The organism is Kistimonas scapharcae (genome assembly GCF_039540975.1).
GTDB lineage: Bacteria > Pseudomonadota > Gammaproteobacteria > Pseudomonadales > Endozoicomonadaceae > Kistimonas > Kistimonas scapharcae.
This window is the reverse complement of sequence record NZ_BAABFL010000454.1, coordinates 15,490-35,730: the sequence shown is the minus strand read 5'-3', so window position 1 is coordinate 35,730 and position 20,241 is coordinate 15,490. Positions and strand designations below refer to the sequence as shown.

Below are 20,241 nucleotides of genomic sequence, written 5' to 3'. Positions count from 1 at the left end.
CCATGACACGTCTCCTAACCCAAGGAAAACCAGTGTCGTAAGTTTAGACGGGAGAATGGCTTATGTTAGGTGGTAATCAGGTTTAATTTTATTGGCAAGATTATCAATGACACCACGCGCTCGATGAGTATCACTCACAGAAAGAGCTGGCATGCTCTGTGGATTATTATTCGTTCCATTTTTTTGAATAAAAAGTGCAATACTAACAATCGCGCTTAGGACATAGATACAAACTGTAATTGCTGCATTCGCTACAGGTTGAATAACATAATCGGATAGCATTTTTCGGGGGGCTGGCGGTACAACGACAGGTGTTGAATGGGAAGGTTGAAGTCTGCGAAAATCTACGGTACTCGCATTTATGATCTCATCAGCGGCATTGGTTTCCATTTGCCTTCTCTGCTGATCATTAGCCGCTGTCGCACCCGTTGTTATCATCGGAAATCTCGAATATTAACCATCCCTTGAGTTGAGTAATATTTGACTATCGAAACCAAATTTAGTTTCAGATTGTTTTTACATTGATCTTAGCGCCGAGCACAGTAAGTATTTTTATAAAAAACAGCAATATATTAATTTAAAATTAATAACAATCGAATCTATGGGTCAGGCAATTGTTTATTACCTAACCCTGGCGCTCATGAAGGTATTGTCAAACCTGATGCCGAAACAATAACACCATTGTTGTCGGCATAAATATAATGACCGGGAAAAAATGTTACGCCTTTAAAGGTAACAGGCACATTTATTTCGCCGATCCCTTTTTTATCCGTTTTCATGGGGTGCGAGCCTAGCGCCTGGACCCCCAGAGGAAGCTGCGCGATAACATCGACGTCGCGAATGCAGCCATACATGATGATTCCAGCCCAACCATTTTGAGCTGCCTTTTCTGCCAGCATATCGCCCAGACAGGCACGACGCATGGAACCACCGGCATCAACCACCATGACCTTCCCTTCACCGTTTTCATCAACCAGCTCTTTGACGCGGGAATTATCTTCATAGCATTTAACAGTGATGATTTCGCCACCAAACGAAAGTACGCCGCCATAGTTGCGAAAACCGGGTTCCACGACTTGAACCAAGTCAGGGTAAGCATCACACAGATCAGGTGTTACATATTGCATTGTTATTATCCTCAACGTCTGGTGAGGTGATTATTACATGCCAACCAAATTTCGCAATTCAACAGTCGGTGTCAGACAAGAGAAAACCCAAACTTCAAAGGAAAATGCCTGAAAAACTACTCACCGAGTAGACATTCGCCTTAATTAGAGCGAATAAAAAAAGGGCGAAGCATCTGGCTTCACCCTTTTTATCGCACTGGTTAGTGAATGCGATTTACCTTAGTCGATCTTCTGATCCGCCAGGTAGAACCAAGTATCCAGCACGGAATCTGGATTCAGGGAAACCGTCTCAATCCCCTCTTCCATCAGCCACTTGGCCAGATCCGGATGGTCAGATGGGCCCTGACCACAGATACCGATGTACTTACCGGCCTTGCGGCACGCCTGAATCGCCATGGAAAGCATCGCCTTCACAGCCGCATTCCGTTCATCAAACAGGTGCGCAATGATGCCGGAATCCCGATCCAGCCCCAAGGTCAGCTGGGTCATATCGTTGGAACCGATAGAGAATCCATCGAAATACTCGAGGAATTCACTGGCCAGAATTGCGTTGGAAGGCAGCTCGCACATCATGATGACACGCAAACCGTTCTCGCCACGACGCAGGCCGTTTTCTGCCAGCAGATCAATAACCTGCTTGGCTTCACCAACGGTACGAACAAATGGGATCATCAGTTCGACGTTAGTCAGACCCATTTCGTCACGCACCTTCTTCATGGCGCGGCATTCCAACTCGAAGCAATCACGGAAACTGTCAGACACGTAACGGGAAGCTCCACGGAAGCCCAGCATCGGGTTCTCTTCTTCCGGCTCGTACAGACGACCGCCGATCAGGTTCGCATATTCGTTGGATTTGAAGTCAGACATCCGGACGATGACTTTCTTCGGATAGAAGGCTGCCGCAATAGAAGCCACACCTTCCACCAGTTTCTCAACGTAGAAGTCAACGGGGCTGGCATAACCGGAGATGCGCTTGTCAACGCTACTGCGGATATCCGCCGGCAGGTTGTCATAGTTGAACAATGCTTTCGGGTGAACACCGATCATCCGGTTGATGATGAACTCCAGACGTGCCAGACCAACACCCGCATTTGGCAGTGCCGCAAAGTCAAAGGCACGGTCCGGGTTACCGACGTTCATCATAATCTTGAACGGCAGATCCGGCATGCTGTCGACACTGTTGGTACGAATATCGAAGTCCAGCTTGCCTTCATAGATCATGCCGGTATCACCTTCCGCACAGGAAACGGTGACAGCCTGACCTTCACTGAGTTTTTCCGTGGCATCCCCACAACCGACAACGGCCGGAATACCCAGTTCACGGGCAATGATCGCCGCGTGACAGGTTCTGCCACCACGATTGGTCACGATCGCGGCAGCCCGCTTCATGATCGGTTCCCAGTCCGGGTCGGTCATATCGGTGACCAGCACATCGCCGGGTTGAACCTTGTCCATTTCAGACAGGTTATGGATGACCTTAACCACACCGCTACCGATCTTCTGGCCGATACTGCGGCCTTCCACCAGAACCGTCCCTTTCTCGCTGAGCAAGTAACGTTCCATGGTGTTGCCTTCACTACGGCTCTTAACCGTTTCCGGACGGGCCTGAACGATATACAGCTCACCATCATCACCATCTTTCGCCCATTCAATATCCATGGGGCGCTCGTAGTGCTTTTCGATGATCAGCGCCTGACGCGCCAGGGCCTGCACTTCATCATCCGAAACGGAGAAGCGCTGACGTTCCGCCACATCCACGTCAATGGTTTTTACCGAACGGCCCGCACTGTGGTCATCGGTATACATCATTTTAATGGCTTTGCTGCCCAGGTTGCGGCGGAGAATCGCATGACGACCCGCTTCCAGGGTCGGCTTGTGCACGTAGAATTCGTCCGGATTCACGGCACCCTGTACAACCGTTTCACCCAGGCCATAAGAGGACGTAATGAATACCGCATCACGGAAACCTGATTCAGTATCCAGCGTGAACATAACACCAGAAGCCGCGGTTTCACTGCGCACCATGCGCTGAATACCGGCAGACAGCGCCACTTCACGGTGATCAAAACCCTGGTGCACCCGATAGGCGATCGCACGGTCATTGAACAGGGAAGCGAACACTTCTTTTACGGCGTGGATGACATTGTCATAACCACGAATATTGAGGAAGGTCTCCTGCTGGCCTGCAAAAGAGGCATCGGGCAGGTCTTCGGCAGTGGCAGAGGAACGAACCGCAACAGAGAGGTTCTCATTACCATTCTGCAGGCTGGTGAAAGCTGTACGGATAGCATCTTCCAGCGCAGGCTGGAACGGCTCATCCATCACCCACTGGCGGATATTGGCGCCCGCCTCGGCCAGTGCGCGGACATCGTCCACATCCAGGGTGTCGAGCAGCGAGTGAATGCGTTCATTCAGGCCGCTCTTTTCCAGAAACTCCCGGTACGCCTTTGCGGTGGTAGCAAACCCTCCGGGAACAGACACCCCGGCGCCCGCCAGGTTACTGATCATCTCTCCCAGAGAGGCGTTCTTGCCGCCCACACGTTCAACGTCACCTGCTCCCAGGTGCTCAAAGGCAATTACATACTCTTCCAAGGTATCACCCCCTGATTTGGAACTTTATCCGGGTTCCCGGCAAAAAAGTCAGTGGCTCGAACAAGGTCGCACAAGTATAAACGGAAAATGCGCAGGTTCGGAGCCCTTTGTCAGCAACGTCAGATGGCCGTACTATACGACCAGCAGACACTGGTTGTGAATCCCGTCACCAAGGATTAGGGACTTTTACCTATCTGAAAGCGCGTCTTTGTAACACGAACAAACAGCCAGTGCCTATGATTTTTGTCAGTTTTTCTGGCAGTTGGGCACCTTTGAAGCCACTTCCGTGGTCTGGAACACAGGAATGAAACGCAAAGTTTATTTTATCTCGGACGGTACCGGCATTACCGCGGAATCCTTTGGCAAGAGTCTGTTGGCGCAGTTTGACCATGTAGAGTTCGATAACCTCACCCTGCCCTACGTGGATACCCCGGAAAAAGCCCAGGCGGTAGTCGCCGACATTAATCGGCAGGCAGAAATCAGTGAGCACAAGCCACTGCTCTTCAGCACCATCATTGATGAGCAAATCAGCGAAATCATGAAAGGCGCCAACGCCTATACAACGGATATTTTTCAAGCTTTCATGCCCGGACTGGAACAGGAATTGCGCCAGCACGCCATGCACAAGATTGGCCAGAAGCGCGCCATCACCGCCAATACCCAGTACAACCAGCGGATTGATGCTGTTCACTTCGCCCTCGATAACGACGATGGCGCCAAGACTCGCTATTACGACAAAGCGGATGTCCTGATCATTGGCGTCTCCCGCTGCGGAAAGACTCCCACCTGCTTGTATATGGGCCTACAGTTCGGCATTCGCGCAGCCAACTATCCGATCACTGAAGATGATCTGGATATGATGCGCCTGCCCGCTATCCTAAAAGAGCACAAAAACAAACTGTTTGGCCTGACCATTGATGCCGAGCACCTGGCGGCGATTCGTAACGAACGCCGGCCTAACAGCCGCTATTCGTCTGCCCGACAGTGTGAAATGGAAGTGAATGAGGTGGAGCAGATGTTTCAGCGGGAAAACATCCCCTATATCAATACCACACGTTATTCGGTTGAGGAAATCGCGACGCGCATTATTGCCCAGACCGGCATTGAGCGTCGGTTGAAATAAGGCCGAAAATTGTTCAGAAGAAAAAACGCCCAGCAAAAGACTGGGCGTTTTCCATAGCGATCAAATCACAAACAGATCCATGAAAGCGTTGACGGGCGTGGCTTCCAGCTTCGCCTGGTCCTTGCACAAATCAAAGATTGCATCGGAACGACCTGCCGGGAAACGGGTCGCCAGGTTAGCCTTGAACTTGGCTTCCAGCAGCGGAATCCCTTCTTCACGACGGCGACGATGACCAATCGGATACTCTACCGCCACTTTCTCTGTGCTGGAGCCATCCTTGAAGAACACCTGGATAGCATTCGCAATAGAACGTTTCTCCGGCTCGTGATACTCACGGGAATAACGCTCATCTTCCAGGATGACCATCTTCTCACGCAGTTCATCAATTTCTGGATGTGCTGCGTGGAAGTCATCTTCATAGTGCTCAGCCACCAGGTTGCCAAACAACAGCGGCACAGCTGTCATATACTGGAGACAGTGATCCCGGTCAGCGGCATTGGCCAATGGGCCGACCTTGGAGATGATCCGGATTGCGGATTCATGGGTGGTGATTTCAACCCGCTCGATCTCATCAATACGTCCTTTCACCTGATCATGCAGGCGAACCGCAGCTTCAGCGGCAGTCTGGGAATGGAACTCAGCCGGGAATGAAATCTTGAAGAGCACGTGTTCCATGACATAACTGTCATAAGGACGCTGGAATTTGAATTCCTGCCCCTTGAACAGCACATCATAAAAGCCCCACTTGGGCGCACTCAGTATACCGGGAACCCCCATCTCGCCACGCATGGCGATATCCGCCAGACGAACCGCACGAGAAGTCGCATCGCCGGCCGCCCAGGACTTTCGAGAACCCGCATTCGGGGCATGACGGTAAGTACGCAGAGACTGGCCATCCACCCAGGCATGGGAAAGGGCTGCCAGTAGCTGTTCACGGTTTGCACCCTTCAGTTTCGCGACCACGGCGGTTGAGGCCACCTTCACCAGCACCACGTGATCCAGGCCGACCCGGTTATAACTGTTTTCCAGCGCCAGACAGCCCTGAATCTCGTGCGCCATGATCATGGCTTCCAGTACAGCACGCATGGTCAGCGGTGCCTGGCCATCGGCGATGCGCTTCTGGGACAGGTAATCGGCCGCACCCAGGATGCCGCCCAGGTTATCAGACGGATGCCCCCATTCAGCCGCCAGCCAGGTATCGTTGTAATCCAGCCAGCGGATAATACAGCCAATGTCCCAGGCGGCTTTTACCGGATCCAGACGGAAGGATGTGCCTGGCACTCGTGAACCGTGGGGAACCACTGTTCCTTCAACGATGGGGCCAAGATGCTTGGTGCACTCGGGAAAGCGCAGCGCCAGCAGACCACAGCCCAGGGTATCCATCAGGCAGTTACGGGCGGTATCCAGCGCCTCTTCCGACTCAATCTTGTAATTGAGAACATAATCAGCGATATCCTGCAGTACCTGGTCGTAATCAGGACGTTCATTTACATCAACGTTTGCACTCATTGTTTTCTCTGACTTCTGGTTGTAAGACGTTACTAATGCAGTACTACGATTCTTAGCGTTCTTCTACGCCAACCCAGGAACGAGGTTCCGGGCCGATATACTCAGCCGATGGGCGGATAATCCGGTTATTCGCACGTTGCTCCATCACGTGGGAAGCCCAGCCGGTCAGCCGTGAACAGACAAAGATCGGCGTAAACAGCTTGGTTGGAATACCCATAAAGTGGTAAGCCGAGGCATGGAAGAAGTCCGCATTGGGGAACAGCTTTTTCTCATCCCACATGACCTGCTCAATGATTTCCGATACCGGATACAGCACGGTATCACCCACTTCTTCGCCCAAGACCTTTGACCACTCCTTGATGATGCCGTTCCTTGGATCAGAGGTTTGGTAGATTGCATGCCCGAAGCCCATGATCTTGTCCTTGCGTTCCAGCATGCCAAGAATGGCTTCTTTCGCTTCTTCCGGTGACTGGAAACGTTCAATCATTTCCATGGCCGCTTCGTTGGCACCACCATGCAGCGGTCCACGGAGCGATCCGATTGCTGCAGTCACACAGGAATGCATATCCGACAGCGTGGATGCACAGACACGGGCCGTAAACGTCGACGCATTGAATTCATGCTCAGCATAAAGAATCAGGGAGGCATCCATGCAGCGACGATGATTATCCGCCGGTTTTTTACCGTGCAGCAAATGCAGGAAATGGCCAGCAATGGTGTCATCATCCGTTTCTGTTTCAATGCGCACGCCATCGTGACTGAAGCGGTACCAGTAAAGGAGGATTGAAGGAAATGCTGCCAGTAACCGGTCAGTCACATCCTGCTGCTGGCTAAAATCAGTTTCCGTTTCCAGATTACCCAGCATGGAGCAACCGGTTCGCATGACATCCATGGGATGCGCATCCGCAGGAATCAATTCCAGACATTGCTTCAGCGGTTCAGGTAATCCACGTAAACCCTGCAGCTTCTTTTTGTAATTCGCGAGTTCTTCACTGTTTGGCAACTCACCGTGAAACAACAACCAGGCGATTTCCTCAAACGTGCCGTATTTCGCCAGTTCATGGATGTCGTAACCCCGGTAAGTGAGACCGGTGCCGCTTTTGCCCACGGTACAGAGTGCCGTCTGTCCTGCCGTCTGGCCGCGGAGGCCGGCGCCGGTCAGTTTCTTCTCAGCCATACGTGCTCCCTCTGGTTCTTGTGTGTAAGAGACGTCGTTAAGAATTGTTGCTAACGCGTTGTTCTGCCAGTTTATTCTTCGCCCTTTTCTACAAACAGACGATCAATAGTCTGCTCGTAGGTGTGATAATCAAGAAAATCGTACAGATCCATCCGGGTTTGCATGGTGTCGACTACCTGGGTTTGATCTCCATCATTCAGCAGGTGCTGATAGACGTTCAGCGCCGCCTGGTTCATGGCGCGGAATGCACTTAACGGATAGAGCACCATGGCAATACCGGCATCCCCGAGCTCCTGGCAATTGAACAGCGGCGTTTGACCAAATTCCGTGATATTGGCCAGAACCGGTACCGTCACAGCCTCAACAAAACGACGATAATCGTCCAATGTCTGCATGGCTTCCGGAAAGATCATGTCGGCACCCGCATCAACACAAAGACAGGCTCGCTCGATGGCCGCATCCATACCTTCTACGGCCAGCGCATCGGTACGGGCCATGATGACAAAGCTTTCATCGGTACGGGCATCCACCGCCGCTTTAACCCGATCAACCATCTCCTCCTTACTGACAATGGCTTTGTTGGGGCGATGACCACAGCGCTTCTGAGCCACCTGGTCTTCAATATGAACGGCTGCTGCACCTGCCCGGGTCATTTCCTTGATGGTTCGGGCAATATTGAACGCCCCACCCCACCCCGTGTCGATATCGACCAGCAGTGGCAGACTGCTGGCCGCCGTGATCCGGCGCACATCTTCCAGCACATCATTCATGGAGGTCATGCCCAGGTCCGGCAAGCCATAGGAGGCATTCGCTACCCCGCCACCTGACAGGTAAATCGCCTGATGCCCTGTTTTCTCGGCCATCATGGCGCAATAGGCATTGATGGTCCCCACCACCTGCAGTGGGTTGTTCGCTTCAACGGCCTTGCGAAACTTCTGGCCGGGTGTCAGTTCGGTCATACGCGGTTTCCTGTTGTTCGTACAGTCGTTGTCATCGCTACTGTTTTAGTACAGCCTGCCCCACTGTCACGGCGGCGCAGCCTCAAATCCTGATTTAATCCGTTCTTCCAGCCGGTTACGGGAGACACGGATATGTCGGCGCATCAACAATTCCGCCAATTCACCGTCCCGATCGGCCAGGGCATCAATAATCTGCTGATGTTCAGTAAATGCTCTCAGAGGACGATTCTGTTGCGTACTGAATCGATAGCGATACATGCGAATCAGGTGGTAAAGTTCACCGCAGAGCAACTCGACCAGCTTGCGATTGCCTGAGGCGCTGATAATCCGGTAATGAAAGTCCAGATCCCCTTCCTGCTGGAAGTAGGCAATACCCTCTTTAAGTTCGGACTGTTCGCGATGCTGGTCCAGCAAACGACGCATATCGTCAATCTGGGCCTGGGTCATATTGGCAGCCGCCAGGCGACAGGCCAGCCCTTCCATGACTTCACGGATATGGTAGATATCAAGGAGTTCTTCGGTAGAGAGAGACACCACTCGTGTGCCGCTGTGAGGTTCACGAATCACCAGTTTACAGCCTTCAAGGCGACGGATGGCCTCTCGCAAGGGGCCACGGCTGATACCGTACTGTTCCGCCAGCCCGGATTCACTGAGTTTGCTGCCACCCGGAATATCACCACGCACGATGGCACGCTGGATATGCGTGAACACACGATCGGACAACGTGCGGGGTTCCGGCTGATTCATGAACGTTTTATTATTCTTGATATTGTCGACAATTAATCGGTGATGCTGAGCTTATATAGGTATAAACCGAGCGTCAAGGATACAATTGTCAACAATACTGTCTTATTTCAGGAAGGTGACCTCAAAGGAACCGGTTGAAGCGTGCTGCCTTATCACCATGCCCTCTTCTGCCACGACTGGCGCCATATCCAGTGGTCGGGCGAAGGGCTTGTTATCAAGGGTTTGCTGATGCAGGGCTTCTTCCGTGGTCATGACAACCACATAGCGTTCACCTAATCTCGGGTTTATCGCAACAATACCTTCAATGTAGGCATAGCTGTGCCAGGTTTCGGGATTTAAGCGGTAGATTGCATCGGTGACCAGACGGGTTGGGCGCCGGGCTGAATCCAGAAACAGCAGACTGGGATACATCACATCCTGATTGGAAAAACTACGCACTCGAATGGCAGAGCTGGGCTTATCATCCGGGATCACATAGCCACTGTAGTAACTCATCCCTGTCGGAAAATCGAACAGTGGCGTGAAGCGATTAAATTCATCATATTTGGCCTGATCGACACCGAGCTTTTCAAAATTTCGTACATCCATCTGGATACAGCAGCCATCGCTAAAGGCTTTTGCCAGCTCGGCATCACGCGCACGTTGCGGCCGACGTCGCTGTTCACGGTCTGCATCCAGAATCCCTGCCAATTCTGGGCTCAAGGCAATATTCTTCGACACAGGTGCAGGTAACTCTTTTAGCAATAACTCATTGCCATCGGTAAAGTCATGGCTTCGACTGCCAATCCCCGGTAGTTTGGGACGTTTGAAAGCTTGTGCCCGCTGCTCCGTGGTAATTGCAGTATTCTGTATCCGCCCTTCTGCATCAGTCCAGGTGTAATACGGTTGACCATTTTCACTGCGGACAAAACCGCGCCCTTCCAGCGCATCTGCATCCACATAACTGCTGGCGCGTTCGCCGGACCCGAGTACATACTGGTCTCGCGGTTTGATATCGGACTGGTCTGAATAAAAGCTGCTTTGTACCGTACCGTCAGCATCCACCCAGGTGAAGTAGCGACGTTTTTTTTCTGAGGACGGCGTAAAATTCTGGTAGGCAATAGAAGTGGGGTTATCGTAAGGATCTATATAACTGGATAAACTGATACGGTGACGAACTTCGTTCTGCTGTTCCTTGAATTCTTCATCCAGAAACAGATTTCGAACCTTTCCGGTCTCATCGATATACGTAAAATAGCGTTCCGCGCCATTAGCAGGTAATACCGCAAGACCTGCCATCACACTCAACACAAACACACTGCCAGAACAGCACCGGGTTATTATTCTCATACTGCCGCCCTCCCGGGTTCCATCTTCCCTGCTTAGCGCCCGGCTTTCAAGCCAATTGGCGCATCAGCTGATCAGAAACGGGTCCGGTAAGAAAGAGAGAAGATATAGGCGTTAACACTGGTTTCAAGATCCATCCCGGCATAGGGGTTGTAAACCAGATCGGTGATGCCGTCACAGTTGACGTTACAGCTGGTACCTGCAGGGATTTCCTGCTTGGACCAGAAATACTGGAAACCGACATCCACGACAGATTCCTTATCCCACTGGTAGCCAAAGCCCAAACCGATAATGTGGGCATCCCCCAGGGGCGCCATGATATCGGCTTTGTCTGCCGGGATGGAGGATGGTCGGTTTTCATAGCCCCAACGCAGACTGAGACGGTTGCTGACATCGTATTCAAAACCAATCGCCCAGCTCCACTTACTCTCATACCCACGAGGCATAGTGATCCTGTTGGGCTGTGCGTTTGCTGGCGCCAGAATCGTCGCAAACTGCATGGCCATGACCTGTCTATCGAACTCAATGACGAAGTTCTCCCAGACATCGTAATCGGTCCACTTTAAATCAAAGTTCATGGTCAGCTTAGGCGTCAGATCGACACTCACCCCACCGGAAATATGCTGCGGATAGGTGAGCTTCATGGAAGCAATGCCTTCTTCTTTCTGCTTGGCGCTGATGGGTCCAACCAATGCTGCGCCGAAGATGGACGGGTTGTAGACACCGGCAAAACCTTTCATAAATTCAAAGAAACCATCGGAATACTCAAAGGAATAATTCCCCTTGAGATTCATCTTCGCTTCGCTTTGATAAACCAGCCCGAAACGCAGCCAGTCGTAGGGTTTCCAGCGCAGGCCGAGGTTGTAGGTAGGCGACAGAGTTTCAGTCATTTCCAATGACATATCCGCCATATTGGCAAAGGGGTTGGCATCCCCCTGACAGATATCAAGAAAAATAGCCGTTAACACATTAATAACTGCGGTATCACAAAACAGGGTTTGTATTGCCGGGTTAGCATTCAATGCCAGCAGGTCATTCGGGCTGCGGAATTTCTGCTCCATCGCCAAGGCCTGGTGAGAAAAACCAACGGACAATCCGACATCTAATTGATCATTGATTTTGTAACCAATGGATGGAGACAAATAAGTAATGCGCTGCAACGCTACTTTCTGTCCCTGGAATGCCGCAGGATCATCACCCTCATCCCGGCTGAAGCCCAGCGCCATAGGCGCATAAAGATTGTTGGCAAACGTGAACTTTGAACCCGGTGGATTGAAGGACACACCATTAAGCGGAGCAATCAGTGCGGGTACCGAGGTCAGTCCGACACCGGGAATATACATGGCTGGGGTTGCAGTCTGACTTTTGGTGTAGGAGACGGGATCATTATCCGCATCAAACCCAAAGAAGTCGTAATTTTCACCGGGTTCAAACTCTGCCCGGATATCCATATAAGCGGCAATGATCTTGGTTTCAAACTGCCGTCCTTTCAGATCGACCAGTCCAGCCGGGTTGTAATGCACATTATCCAGCCCGACAAAGTCCGCCGTGACTGCATTGGCCATGGCCATGGCTTTCGGGTTACCGATGGTAAGGTTCTGAGCCATCTGCGCCTGAATTGGTGACACGAAAAAGTACGTAAGTACTAGTAGCGTTGCCCACCATCCCGGTCTGTCATAGCCTGAAAAAGTCCTGATCATACTGCGCATTTCTTCTTGTTCTTGTTATTAGATCAGCTGTCAGCCAGCATTCGCTTGTCTTGCTGCCCCAGATAACCGGGGGCATTAACAGCCAGAACAACTACTCCGCCTTCAGACCCTCCAGGTCGAGCGGCAGCGAAAAGCCCAGCAGGATATCCGGGGAATCCTCGGTCAGGCCGAAACCCGCATTGATATTGACGATATAGGTGGGCGACATCCGCAGCCCCAGTGACATATTGATAATCCCCGAGGTGCTGGAGGGTGAATCCACGCTCCGGCCATCCTTGAACGTGAACACACTCTCCCGGCTGTAAGACATCTGATAGGACGCACTCATGGAAACGTCATAGGAGAGCGAATAGGCAAATCCCATATTCATGGAATAACTGTCGCCCGGGTTTACGGATGACAGGGTCAGGGTATCCTGATTGGGGTTGAGGTTACGGTTGGTCGGATCACCCTGGTACTGGTTCAGACCCGTCTCTTCGAAATTGATGTTGTAACCAACGGAACCAAACAGTACGACCGGATCCAGAACATGGGAAAGGCTTGCCCCGAAACCGAGGGAGAAATAACCACTCCCCGTGGAAAGATCCTTGTCAGGATTGATCTCGTAGGGACTCTCGCCGGTTTTCAGATTAAAGGAGCTGTTCAGCGTCAGGGACGGGCGACCAGGGCGAACCTCAAACGGCTGCCAACGCAGGCTCAAACCGATATCGCCCACCCCATACACCGTTTTTTCTTTACTGATATAGCTGCCAGCCGCCACCGACTTATTTTCGGAATACTTGGCAACCAACGGAATCCGCACCGAGAACGTCAGGTTGTCCCAGATGCCGTAATCAAAACTGAATGTATTGGTGAAGGTATGGTCCGTCGTATTCCGGACAAAATTGGTGACAACCTCAGTACCATTGGTGCCGGTGGCATTGGCGAAATCAATCCGGGCGTCACGGGTATTGGAATAATTGAAGGAATAGGTCAGCCGGGTATCACCGGATTTCAGCAGCGAATAACTTTTCTCCGCCGCCTGAAAAACTTCCTCAAGCTGCTTGCTCTGGTCGGCGTCACCGTCTTGTTTAGCCAGAGCACTGCGGGCGTCTGATGAGTCGGCGGCGGCAGCGTACCCGGTCCAGGCCAGGCCGCCAAGGGCAATCCCCATGGTCAACGCAGAAATGCGAAACTTCATCCTGATACGCTCTTGTTATTGTTATTTTTTATTCTTTTATTGCCGGTGATACTTCTGGTGGTGTCATCCGGCTGTGATCCAGTCACGGCATTCTACCGGTTTTTCTCTACCGATGTTATTGCCGTTTATAAGACATACCACCGACACTTGCGCCAACCTCGCCACTGCTTGTGGCATTTTCCAGCCGACGAATAGCCGCAGCATCCTTCAGACGGTTTTCCATTGGATTGTTAAACTGCGGGAATTCCTGAAAAGCCAGATAGTTGATGGTGCTTTCATCCACGACCCGCATATCTTCATTACGCAATTCCAGGTTTGGCAGCGGCGCATGACCGTTCGGGAACACGATAAACAGAACATTACGATCCCAGACTTCCTTAAAACGCTCAATGGTAAAGCTGATATTTCCGACTGCCGGGTCTGCCACATAGACATGGCCGTTATACACTTCCCGCACCACCACGAAATGCTTAAAGCCTGCGTATTCGATGGGAACAATAGCCGGGTGATCCAGCTCAGCCAAATCATCCATGCTGGCGCGAAATCCACCGCTTTTATGGCCGATGGCGCGGGTGAAACGCTTCATATCCAGCAGGGAGAAACCGCGTCGGGCAACAATTTTGTCAGCTTCACCGAATTTGAGCAGCCCTTCCATGACCTGACGTTCTGTCAGATTTCGGCCCAGGTAGTAATCCAGCAGTGTCGTGAGTGCGGCAGAACCACAACTGTAGTCATAGGTCTGCCGGATGATGTTCTTGTATTTCAGTTTGGCGAGCGGCTCGACAGCCGTTTGGTCGGTCACCGGGATATTGGCGGCCTGCTGTTCAAAGTAGACCGTCCCCTCGTCCTTTGGCTTGACCTCAAACGCGGTATTGACGCCGAAAACGGCAAGCAGGCTGCCCAGCAGAATTTCAATCATGGAAGTCGGTCTTTTGTTGTTTTTATTATTTGTACTTTCGTGCAGTTTAAGTAAAAAAGGCCGACCGGTAAACCGGTCGGCCTTTTATTCATCACGTTATACGAACTTAGTGTGCATACACAGTGAGACTATTGGTGGTCATGTTCAGGCCAGTGATAGCCAAACCACCTAGGTTTCCATCACCAACATATATATCACCAACCGTGATGTTAGCGTTGGTCATCGGCGCATCAATTACTAACTGGTTGCTCGCATTAACATCAATAGCAACAGTACTAATACCAGAAGTCAGGTTTACGTCTGACAATGTTACAGAGCCGACACCGTCACCAGTTCTGCCTGTGCCGCCAAGCTCACCGCTCTTGTAATACACTTTATCAGCAACGGCAATTTTGGCGCCGAGATCTGCCGAGGCACCTACCAAAGCGGCGTAGGTTGGGTCAAAATCAGGACTTGCGGAATCTGCACTTGCTGACGGATTAGCCGCCAAATATCCTGCCGCTTGACCATCAACTTCGGTTTTCTTTGCACTCAATGCAGCAACAGTTTTATCTGCAGTATCAGCATCAAGAACGCCAGCAACATAGGTGACTTCACCCAAGGTAACGTTCATTTGCTGAGTAACACGAATACCGCTGCCAGTATCTGGCGCATAAACATACATATCTGTACCGACAAGATTAAGACCGTTCAGCTCTACCGCACCGATAGTCTGATTGAACTGGTCATAAGTATCATCAGTCGCGCTACCAACCTGAATGCCACCAACTGAAATCGATCCATTATTGATACCCGGCATGGTTACTTTCACGGCATCGAAAGTGCCGTAAGGATTCTCAGAACCATCAATAACGGTAACCTCAGTGCCTGTCATATCCAAAGTGGATATTTTGATATCGTTAAGTGCTACAGTACCGCCATCTTCAACACCATTAGCAGCATTAGGATCAATATCGGTAAAGCTTACCCGCCCGATTGACTGATTGATAATCGCATCAACACCGATACCTTTTTTGCCATCAAGGGCGTAGACATACATGTCTGTGCCATTCATAGCAATATCCTCAATATTCAGCTGACCCAAGCTGGCTGCGCTGGCATCACCTGTACGAATCGCATCAACTTCAACATCCATTTCCATTGCAGTGATGCCGACTTTGATAACATCGCCAGCAGCCTTGATTCCAGCACCTGCACTTCCGTTTAAGTCAGACTTCTCCAGCATATCAATGTTGATTGTCTGGCTCAGAGCACCACCATTGTTATCAAGCGTAATACCTTCAAGACGGATAGAACCTTCATCGGTATAAGTCACAGCACCGACTTCAGCCTGCATTTCCATTTCAATGGTGATACCAGACTGCCCCGTCATTTCAGACATGGCTTCGTCTTCCAGCGCTTTCAGTTCAGCCTGGGCTGTGGCAGCCATGACTGAGGAGATGGCAATTGCCAGAGGCAGTTTCTTAAGGCCTTTCATTATTATTAGTCTCCAGTTGCATGTTCAGGCGTTAGCCTTCCCTGTACTGCAATGCAGTGTACATTGCATGTCGGACCGGGAGCGACCCGGACCGCCTTCCACGTCCCTTCCACGACGGCTCAACTGAGGGCGGACGCACGAAGCCGATTGGATTCCTGCGGAACCCGCGGTTACCAGAGCGTCCAGAGGAACACGGCCGCCAGACTGACCGCGAGGCAGGCATTGCCGGCGCAGACCAGGGCTTCGGTATTCCGGGCGTCGACGGAGTGTCGGTCTGAGGATGGGTCTCTGAACATTGTGAGGTTTCCGCTTTATTGTTCTTATTATGCTTGCTTTATTGTTCTGTCTGTTTTGCCGGCGTTTTTTCAAACCTGCCGGACAACAGTTTTATTATTGTGCGCTGTGGCTCAACCTGTTCAAGGTATGCGGAATTTTATAACTGCTTTGGGACATAAGTGCAAGCTTTGTCAATAAAGTGTCAACAAAGCATTGAATATTGACTAATAGGTCAATGTTTTAGACCGCACTCATCCTTCGTTAGTTGGATATTGTCGTTTGGTTTGGGCAATGCATTGCGGTATGTCAGTGAGAATGCGCATTGCTTCCTTTTGAACGCATGGCATCCGGTATACAATGCCGGCCAAACCGCAGTGAAACACTTCCATGAAACACCTTTCCATCACCGAACTGCCGCACCTGACGGATTCCGTCCAGTGGTTTGAGCGTCTTCGGTCGCTGGGCAATGCGCTGATGCTCGACAGTGTGGCCCGCTCCAGCGGCGACTACCGTTACCGGTACGATATCCTGACGGCCGCACCGGAAAATCTTTACCGTCATAAGGACGGCATCACCTGGTGCAAGTCGTCAACAAGCGACACCTGGCAGCCATTGGCCACTGCGCCCTTCGAAACGCTGCATGCGGCACTCCCTTCTCCGGTTGATAGTCAACAAATGCCGTTTACTGGTGGTCTGGCCGGATACTGGGGTTATGAGCTGAATGAAAGTCTGGAGCCAGGTCGAATCAAACCGCGCCGGTCATCGCATCCGTCCATGCTGGTAGGGCTCTACCTGTGGGCCGTGGTGGTGGATCATCATACCGGCAGAACCTGGCTGGTGGCGCATCCGGATATGTCAGAAGAAAAACGCCACCGTATTGAACAGCGACTGCATAAACCGGCAACAGTATTTTCTTCAGCGTTCCATCTGAATACACCCTTCTCTGCCAGCATGTCGCCGTCCGAATATCAAAATGCTTTCCAGCACATCAAGGACTGGATTGCCGCCGGTGACTGCTACCAGGTCAATCTGACTCAACGCTTTTCTGCCGACTACCAGGGTGACCCGTGGTCAGCTTATCTGGCGTTGCGATCAGCCAGCCCGACGCCATTTGCCGCATTTCTGGATTTTGAAGAACTCAAAGTACTTAGCCATTCGCCGGAACGCCTGCTGCGATCCGACAATGGAGAAGTGGAAACTCGCCCAATCAAAGGAACCCGTCCACGCGGCCGCGATACAGATGAAGATATCGCTACGGCTGCAGAGTTGCTGACCAGTGAGAAGGATCGGGCAGAAAACCTGATGATCGTTGATCTGCTTCGCAACGATTTGGGTCGCAACTGCAAACCGGGTTCGATTAAAGTCCCCGTCTTGTTTGGCCTTGAAAGTTACGCCAACGTCCATCATCTGGTCAGCACAGTGACCGGCCAGCTGGCGGAAGGTCATGACAACTTGATGTTACTGCGCGATGCGTTCCCCGGTGGCTCCATCACTGGCGCACCCAAGATTCGTGCGATGGAGATTATTCGCGAGCTGGAACCGGTCCCACGCTCCGTGTATTGCGGCGCGATTGGTTATATCAGCAGCCACGGTCGGATGGATACCAATATTGCCATACGCACACTGGTGGCCGATGGCCAGCAGATTCATTGCTGGGGTGGCGGCGGTATCGTGGCAGATTCCGATTGCGAGATGGAATACCAGGAATCCATCACCAAGGTAAGAAACCTGATGAATGTTCTGGAAAACATGGAAGCTGAACGGGTAGCACTCTAGCCCTACCCGTCCATCAGCCTGTTATTGCAGAGGAATATCCCGAACACTGGCCTGACAGAACGCCATCTTCAGATCATGGAAGGTATGGACGGCCGGGAACTGAGGGAATTCCTCAATCACATTATCCGGCGCATGGAACAGGATGCCTGCATCGGCCTCGGCCAACATCGTAGTGTCATTGTAGGAATCACCGGCAGCAATCACCCGATAGTTCAAACCATGGAATGCCTTCACTGACATCCGTTTGGGGTCTTTCTGGCGCAAGGTATAGTCAGTGACTTTGCCATTATCATCCACTTCGAGGCGGTGGCAGAGTAGCGTTGGGAATCCCAGCTGGCGCATCAGGGGCTGGGCAAATTCGTAAAAGGTATCGGAAAGAATAACGACCTGGAAACGTTCCCGCAGCCAGTCGATAAAATCACGAGCTCCGGGCAGTGGTGCCATCTCCGCGATGACAGCCTGAATTTCCCGCAACCCAAGACCATGCTGTTCCAACAGTTTAAGGCGTTGCTTCATCAACACATCGTAATCGGGAATATCCCGGGTGGTGGCTTTGAGTTCATCAATACCGGTTTGTTCGGCGAATTTGATCCAGATTTCGGGAACCAGTACCCCTTCCAGATCCAGGCAGGCTATTTCCACAACGACTCCTGATTTTTCTGTTTTTGTACTATTTATACTGTTTTGCCAGTGTTGTTCTGGTCGTGCTTGGGCGCTGACAATGTCAGCTGAACAGCGCACACTCTACCCCTGCCCCTCTCACCATGCAAACCCCAACCTGTCGCTATTAAGTTATGCGGAAATGTTATTAGTAGATTGTGATGGCATTGATAAAATCGCCAAGTCTCCGTGCTGCCAAGGAAAAGAAGGAATTCCCGATGAAAATTACAATGGTCAAAAAGATTCTGGCCGATGGATCGCCCTGCAAGAAATGCGGTGAAGTGCTGGAACGGTTGGAGCAATCAGGTCACATACATCGAATCGACCGTATTGTTGAAGCCTACGAGAATGATCCGTTCAGTGAGGGCATGCAGATCGCCACCATGCTGAATGTCGAAAAAGCGCCCTTCTTTGTCGTCGAAAAGCCCGGGGAAACGCCCGAGGTTTATACGATCTACTTCAAGCTTGTGAAAGACGTACTGGAAAAAGAAACGGCGGAGGAATCACGCTAAAAAGAAAAAGGCTGATCCAAACCATGCCAGATCAGCCCGCTTCTGTGCGATCGTTAACCGTCAGTGTACGGGCAGTTTGATGTGCTCAAACAGCTCGTCGACTTCCGCCTTGTTATGACGGGATACGGCTTCATCAATGATCTCTTTGGTCAAGTGCGGCGCAAAGAGTTCGATGAAATCGTACATGAATCCACGCAGGAAAGTACCGCGACGGAAACCAATCTTGGTAACGCTGGCCTCGAACAGATGAGAGGCATCCAGTGCAACGAGATCTGAATCCAGCTCTGCGTCATAGGACATACCGGCGACAATCCCGATACCCAGACCCAGTCGTACATAAGTCTTGATAACGTCAGTGTCGGCAGCGGTAAATACAACGCGCGGTGCAATCCCTTCATTCATAAACGCTTCGTCAAGCTTGGAACGACCGGTAAACCCAAACACGTAGGTCACAATTGGGTATTTACCAATATCCTGCAGCGTCAGTTCAGACACCTGAGCCAAAGGATGATTCTTTGGCACCAGCACGCTACGGTTCCAGCTGTAGCAGGGCATCATGATCAGGTCATTGAACAGTTCCAGGGCTTCGGTCGCGATGGCAAAATCCACCGTCCCATCGGCCGCCATTTCCGAGATCTGCATCGGTGTGCCCTGATGCATATGCAAAGAAACGTCCGGATACTTGCCAATGAACTGTTTGATCACCGGTGGCAAGGCGTAACGAGCCTGGGTGTGGGTGGTGGCCAGTGCCAGAGTCCCCTTCTTCTCGTTACTGAATTCCTGGGCAACCTGCTTGATGGAATCCACTTTCCGAAGAATCTCGCCCGCGGTTTCAATAATCTTTTCACCGGCCGGGGTGATCCGGGTCAGGTGCTTGCCGCTGCGGGCAAAGACCTCGACACCGAGTTCATCCTCAAGCAGACGAATCTGTTTACTGATACCAGGTTGAGAGGTATAGAGACTCTGCGCCGTTGCCGACACATTCAGCTCGTGATGAGCCACTTCCCAGATATAGCGCAGCTGTTGCAGCTTCATTATGGCCTCCGCAAAAACCCATTATTCGAATGAAGCATAAAAATATGAATAAATATTCTTTTATAGAATAGTAGCTTATCGCTACATTTACCACCGCACTCGCTTCATTGATACACATCAATCTTTCGATGGTGTGT

At 51.3% G+C, this 20,241-nt stretch carries 18 protein-coding genes; 3 read left to right on the top strand and 15 right to left on the bottom strand.

Going from position 1 to position 20,241, the window contains the following annotated elements; genetic code table 11:
- Window positions 1-60: 60 nt before the first annotated feature.
- The 3 genes from ABD892_RS20235 to ppsA form a co-directional block, all read right to left on the bottom strand.
- The gene (locus tag ABD892_RS20235) at window positions 61-390 is read right to left on the bottom strand and encodes a hypothetical protein (protein WP_345197902.1); all 330 of its coding nucleotides are present in this window, start codon (window positions 388-390) and stop codon (window positions 61-63) included.
- Between the two features lie 248 nt (window positions 391-638).
- Window positions 639-1,127, bottom strand: coding sequence for a ribonuclease E activity regulator RraA (gene rraA, locus ABD892_RS20230; RefSeq protein ID WP_345197901.1), 489 nt, complete (start codon window positions 1,125-1,127; stop codon window positions 639-641).
- A gap of 219 nt (window positions 1,128-1,346) precedes the next feature.
- Window positions 1,347-3,719, bottom strand: a complete 2,373-nt coding sequence (gene ppsA, locus ABD892_RS20225) for a phosphoenolpyruvate synthase (protein ID WP_345197900.1) — start codon at window positions 3,717-3,719, stop codon at window positions 1,347-1,349.
- Between the two features lie 304 nt (window positions 3,720-4,023).
- On the opposite strand from ppsA, the gene ppsR reads away from it, so the two are divergent.
- On the top strand, window positions 4,024-4,842 hold the full coding sequence (gene ppsR, locus ABD892_RS20220) for a posphoenolpyruvate synthetase regulatory kinase/phosphorylase PpsR (RefSeq protein WP_345197899.1): 819 nt from the start codon (window positions 4,024-4,026) through the stop codon (window positions 4,840-4,842).
- A 60-nt stretch (window positions 4,843-4,902) separates the two neighbouring features.
- Here the strand turns inward: ppsR and prpD are convergent, their stop codons facing one another.
- The 10 genes from prpD to ABD892_RS20170 form a co-directional block, all read right to left on the bottom strand.
- The gene (gene prpD / locus ABD892_RS20215) at window positions 4,903-6,351 is read right to left on the bottom strand and encodes a 2-methylcitrate dehydratase (RefSeq protein ID WP_345197898.1); all 1,449 of its coding nucleotides are present in this window, start codon (window positions 6,349-6,351) and stop codon (window positions 4,903-4,905) included.
- Window positions 6,352-6,403: 52 nt separating this feature from the next.
- The gene (prpC, locus tag ABD892_RS20210) at window positions 6,404-7,528 is read right to left on the bottom strand and encodes a bifunctional 2-methylcitrate synthase/citrate synthase (RefSeq protein WP_345197897.1); all 1,125 of its coding nucleotides are present in this window, start codon (window positions 7,526-7,528) and stop codon (window positions 6,404-6,406) included.
- Window positions 7,529-7,599: 71 nt separating this feature from the next.
- Window positions 7,600-8,487: a methylisocitrate lyase gene (gene prpB, locus ABD892_RS20205; RefSeq protein ID WP_345197895.1), complete on the bottom strand. Its 888-nt coding sequence runs from the start codon at window positions 8,485-8,487 to the stop codon at window positions 7,600-7,602.
- A gap of 66 nt (window positions 8,488-8,553) precedes the next feature.
- On the bottom strand, window positions 8,554-9,234 hold the full coding sequence (locus tag ABD892_RS20200) for a GntR family transcriptional regulator (RefSeq protein WP_345197894.1): 681 nt from the start codon (window positions 9,232-9,234) through the stop codon (window positions 8,554-8,556).
- A 102-nt stretch (window positions 9,235-9,336) separates the two neighbouring features.
- Entirely contained in the window at window positions 9,337-10,563 is a 1,227-nt protein-coding gene (locus ABD892_RS20195) for a MalM family protein (protein WP_345197892.1), read from the bottom strand.
- 71 nt (window positions 10,564-10,634) lie between these two features.
- On the bottom strand, window positions 10,635-12,167 hold the full coding sequence (locus ABD892_RS20190; protein WP_345197891.1) for an outer membrane protein transport protein: 1,533 nt from the start codon (window positions 12,165-12,167) through the stop codon (window positions 10,635-10,637).
- A gap of 193 nt (window positions 12,168-12,360) precedes the next feature.
- A complete protein-coding gene (locus ABD892_RS20185) occupies window positions 12,361-13,449 on the bottom strand; it encodes a transporter (protein WP_345197890.1) in 1,089 nt (362 codons plus the stop codon).
- 115 nt (window positions 13,450-13,564) lie between these two features.
- Window positions 13,565-14,368, bottom strand: a complete 804-nt coding sequence (locus tag ABD892_RS20180; RefSeq protein WP_345197888.1) for a C39 family peptidase — start codon at window positions 14,366-14,368, stop codon at window positions 13,565-13,567.
- A 106-nt stretch (window positions 14,369-14,474) separates the two neighbouring features.
- Complete coding sequence (locus tag ABD892_RS20175) at window positions 14,475-15,845, bottom strand: DUF6160 family protein (protein ID WP_345197887.1); 1,371 nt, start codon at window positions 15,843-15,845, stop codon at window positions 14,475-14,477.
- A 170-nt stretch (window positions 15,846-16,015) separates the two neighbouring features.
- The gene (locus ABD892_RS20170) at window positions 16,016-16,141 is read right to left on the bottom strand and encodes a hypothetical protein (protein ID WP_345197886.1); all 126 of its coding nucleotides are present in this window, start codon (window positions 16,139-16,141) and stop codon (window positions 16,016-16,018) included.
- Between the two features lie 367 nt (window positions 16,142-16,508).
- Here ABD892_RS20170 and pabB point away from each other — a divergent pair, with 367 nt between their 5' ends.
- Entirely contained in the window at window positions 16,509-17,897 is a 1,389-nt protein-coding gene (gene pabB / locus ABD892_RS20165; RefSeq protein ID WP_345197885.1) for an aminodeoxychorismate synthase component I, read from the top strand.
- Window positions 17,898-17,918: 21 nt separating this feature from the next.
- On the opposite strand, the gene thrH is transcribed toward pabB, so the two are convergent.
- Window positions 17,919-18,539: a bifunctional phosphoserine phosphatase/homoserine phosphotransferase ThrH gene (thrH, locus tag ABD892_RS20160; RefSeq protein ID WP_345197884.1), complete on the bottom strand. Its 621-nt coding sequence runs from the start codon at window positions 18,537-18,539 to the stop codon at window positions 17,919-17,921.
- Between the two features lie 236 nt (window positions 18,540-18,775).
- Here thrH and ABD892_RS20155 point away from each other — a divergent pair, with 236 nt between their 5' ends.
- The gene (locus ABD892_RS20155; RefSeq protein WP_345197883.1) at window positions 18,776-19,069 is read left to right on the top strand and encodes a hypothetical protein; all 294 of its coding nucleotides are present in this window, start codon (window positions 18,776-18,778) and stop codon (window positions 19,067-19,069) included.
- 60 nt (window positions 19,070-19,129) lie between these two features.
- Here ABD892_RS20155 and cysB read toward each other — a convergent pair whose 3' ends face one another.
- Window positions 19,130-20,104, bottom strand: coding sequence for an HTH-type transcriptional regulator CysB (cysB, locus tag ABD892_RS20150; protein WP_345197882.1), 975 nt, complete (start codon window positions 20,102-20,104; stop codon window positions 19,130-19,132).
- Between the last annotated feature and the right edge of the window lie 137 nt (window positions 20,105-20,241).

What these genes read in the sequence shown, in the direction of transcription:
- ABD892_RS20175 (WP_345197887.1), bottom strand. Translation starts at nt 15,845, where the DNA reads ATGAAAGGCCTTAAGAAACTGCCTCTGGCAATTGCCATCTCCTCAGTC.
- ABD892_RS20195 (WP_345197892.1), bottom strand. Translation starts at nt 10,563, where the DNA reads ATGAGAATAATAACCCGGTGCTGTTCTGGCAGTGTGTTTGTGTTGAGT.
- prpD (WP_345197898.1), bottom strand. Translation starts at nt 6,351, where the DNA reads ATGAGTGCAAACGTTGATGTAAATGAACGTCCTGATTACGACCAGGTA.
- ppsR (WP_345197899.1), top strand. Translation starts at nt 4,024, where the DNA reads ATGAAACGCAAAGTTTATTTTATCTCGGACGGTACCGGCATTACCGCG.
- ABD892_RS20185 (WP_345197890.1), bottom strand. Translation starts at nt 13,449, where the DNA reads ATGAAGTTTCGCATTTCTGCGTTGACCATGGGGATTGCCCTTGGCGGC.
- rraA (WP_345197901.1), bottom strand. Translation starts at nt 1,127, where the DNA reads ATGCAATATGTAACACCTGATCTGTGTGATGCTTACCCTGACTTGGTT.
- ABD892_RS20235 (WP_345197902.1), bottom strand. Translation starts at nt 390, where the DNA reads ATGGAAACCAATGCCGCTGATGAGATCATAAATGCGAGTACCGTAGAT.
- ABD892_RS20170 (WP_345197886.1), bottom strand. Translation starts at nt 16,141, where the DNA reads ATGTTCAGAGACCCATCCTCAGACCGACACTCCGTCGACGCCCGGAAT.
- ABD892_RS20190 (WP_345197891.1), bottom strand. Translation starts at nt 12,167, where the DNA reads ATGGCTCAGAACCTTACCATCGGTAACCCGAAAGCCATGGCCATGGCC.
- pabB (WP_345197885.1), top strand. Translation starts at nt 16,509, where the DNA reads ATGAAACACCTTTCCATCACCGAACTGCCGCACCTGACGGATTCCGTC.
- ABD892_RS20180 (WP_345197888.1), bottom strand. Translation starts at nt 14,368, where the DNA reads ATGATTGAAATTCTGCTGGGCAGCCTGCTTGCCGTTTTCGGCGTCAAT.
- ABD892_RS20200 (WP_345197894.1), bottom strand. Translation starts at nt 9,234, where the DNA reads ATGAATCAGCCGGAACCCCGCACGTTGTCCGATCGTGTGTTCACGCAT.
- cysB (WP_345197882.1), bottom strand. Translation starts at nt 20,104, where the DNA reads ATGAAGCTGCAACAGCTGCGCTATATCTGGGAAGTGGCTCATCACGAG.
- ABD892_RS20155 (WP_345197883.1), top strand. Translation starts at nt 18,776, where the DNA reads ATGAAAATTACAATGGTCAAAAAGATTCTGGCCGATGGATCGCCCTGC.
- prpC (WP_345197897.1), bottom strand. Translation starts at nt 7,528, where the DNA reads ATGGCTGAGAAGAAACTGACCGGCGCCGGCCTCCGCGGCCAGACGGCA.
- prpB (WP_345197895.1), bottom strand. Translation starts at nt 8,487, where the DNA reads ATGACCGAACTGACACCCGGCCAGAAGTTTCGCAAGGCCGTTGAAGCG.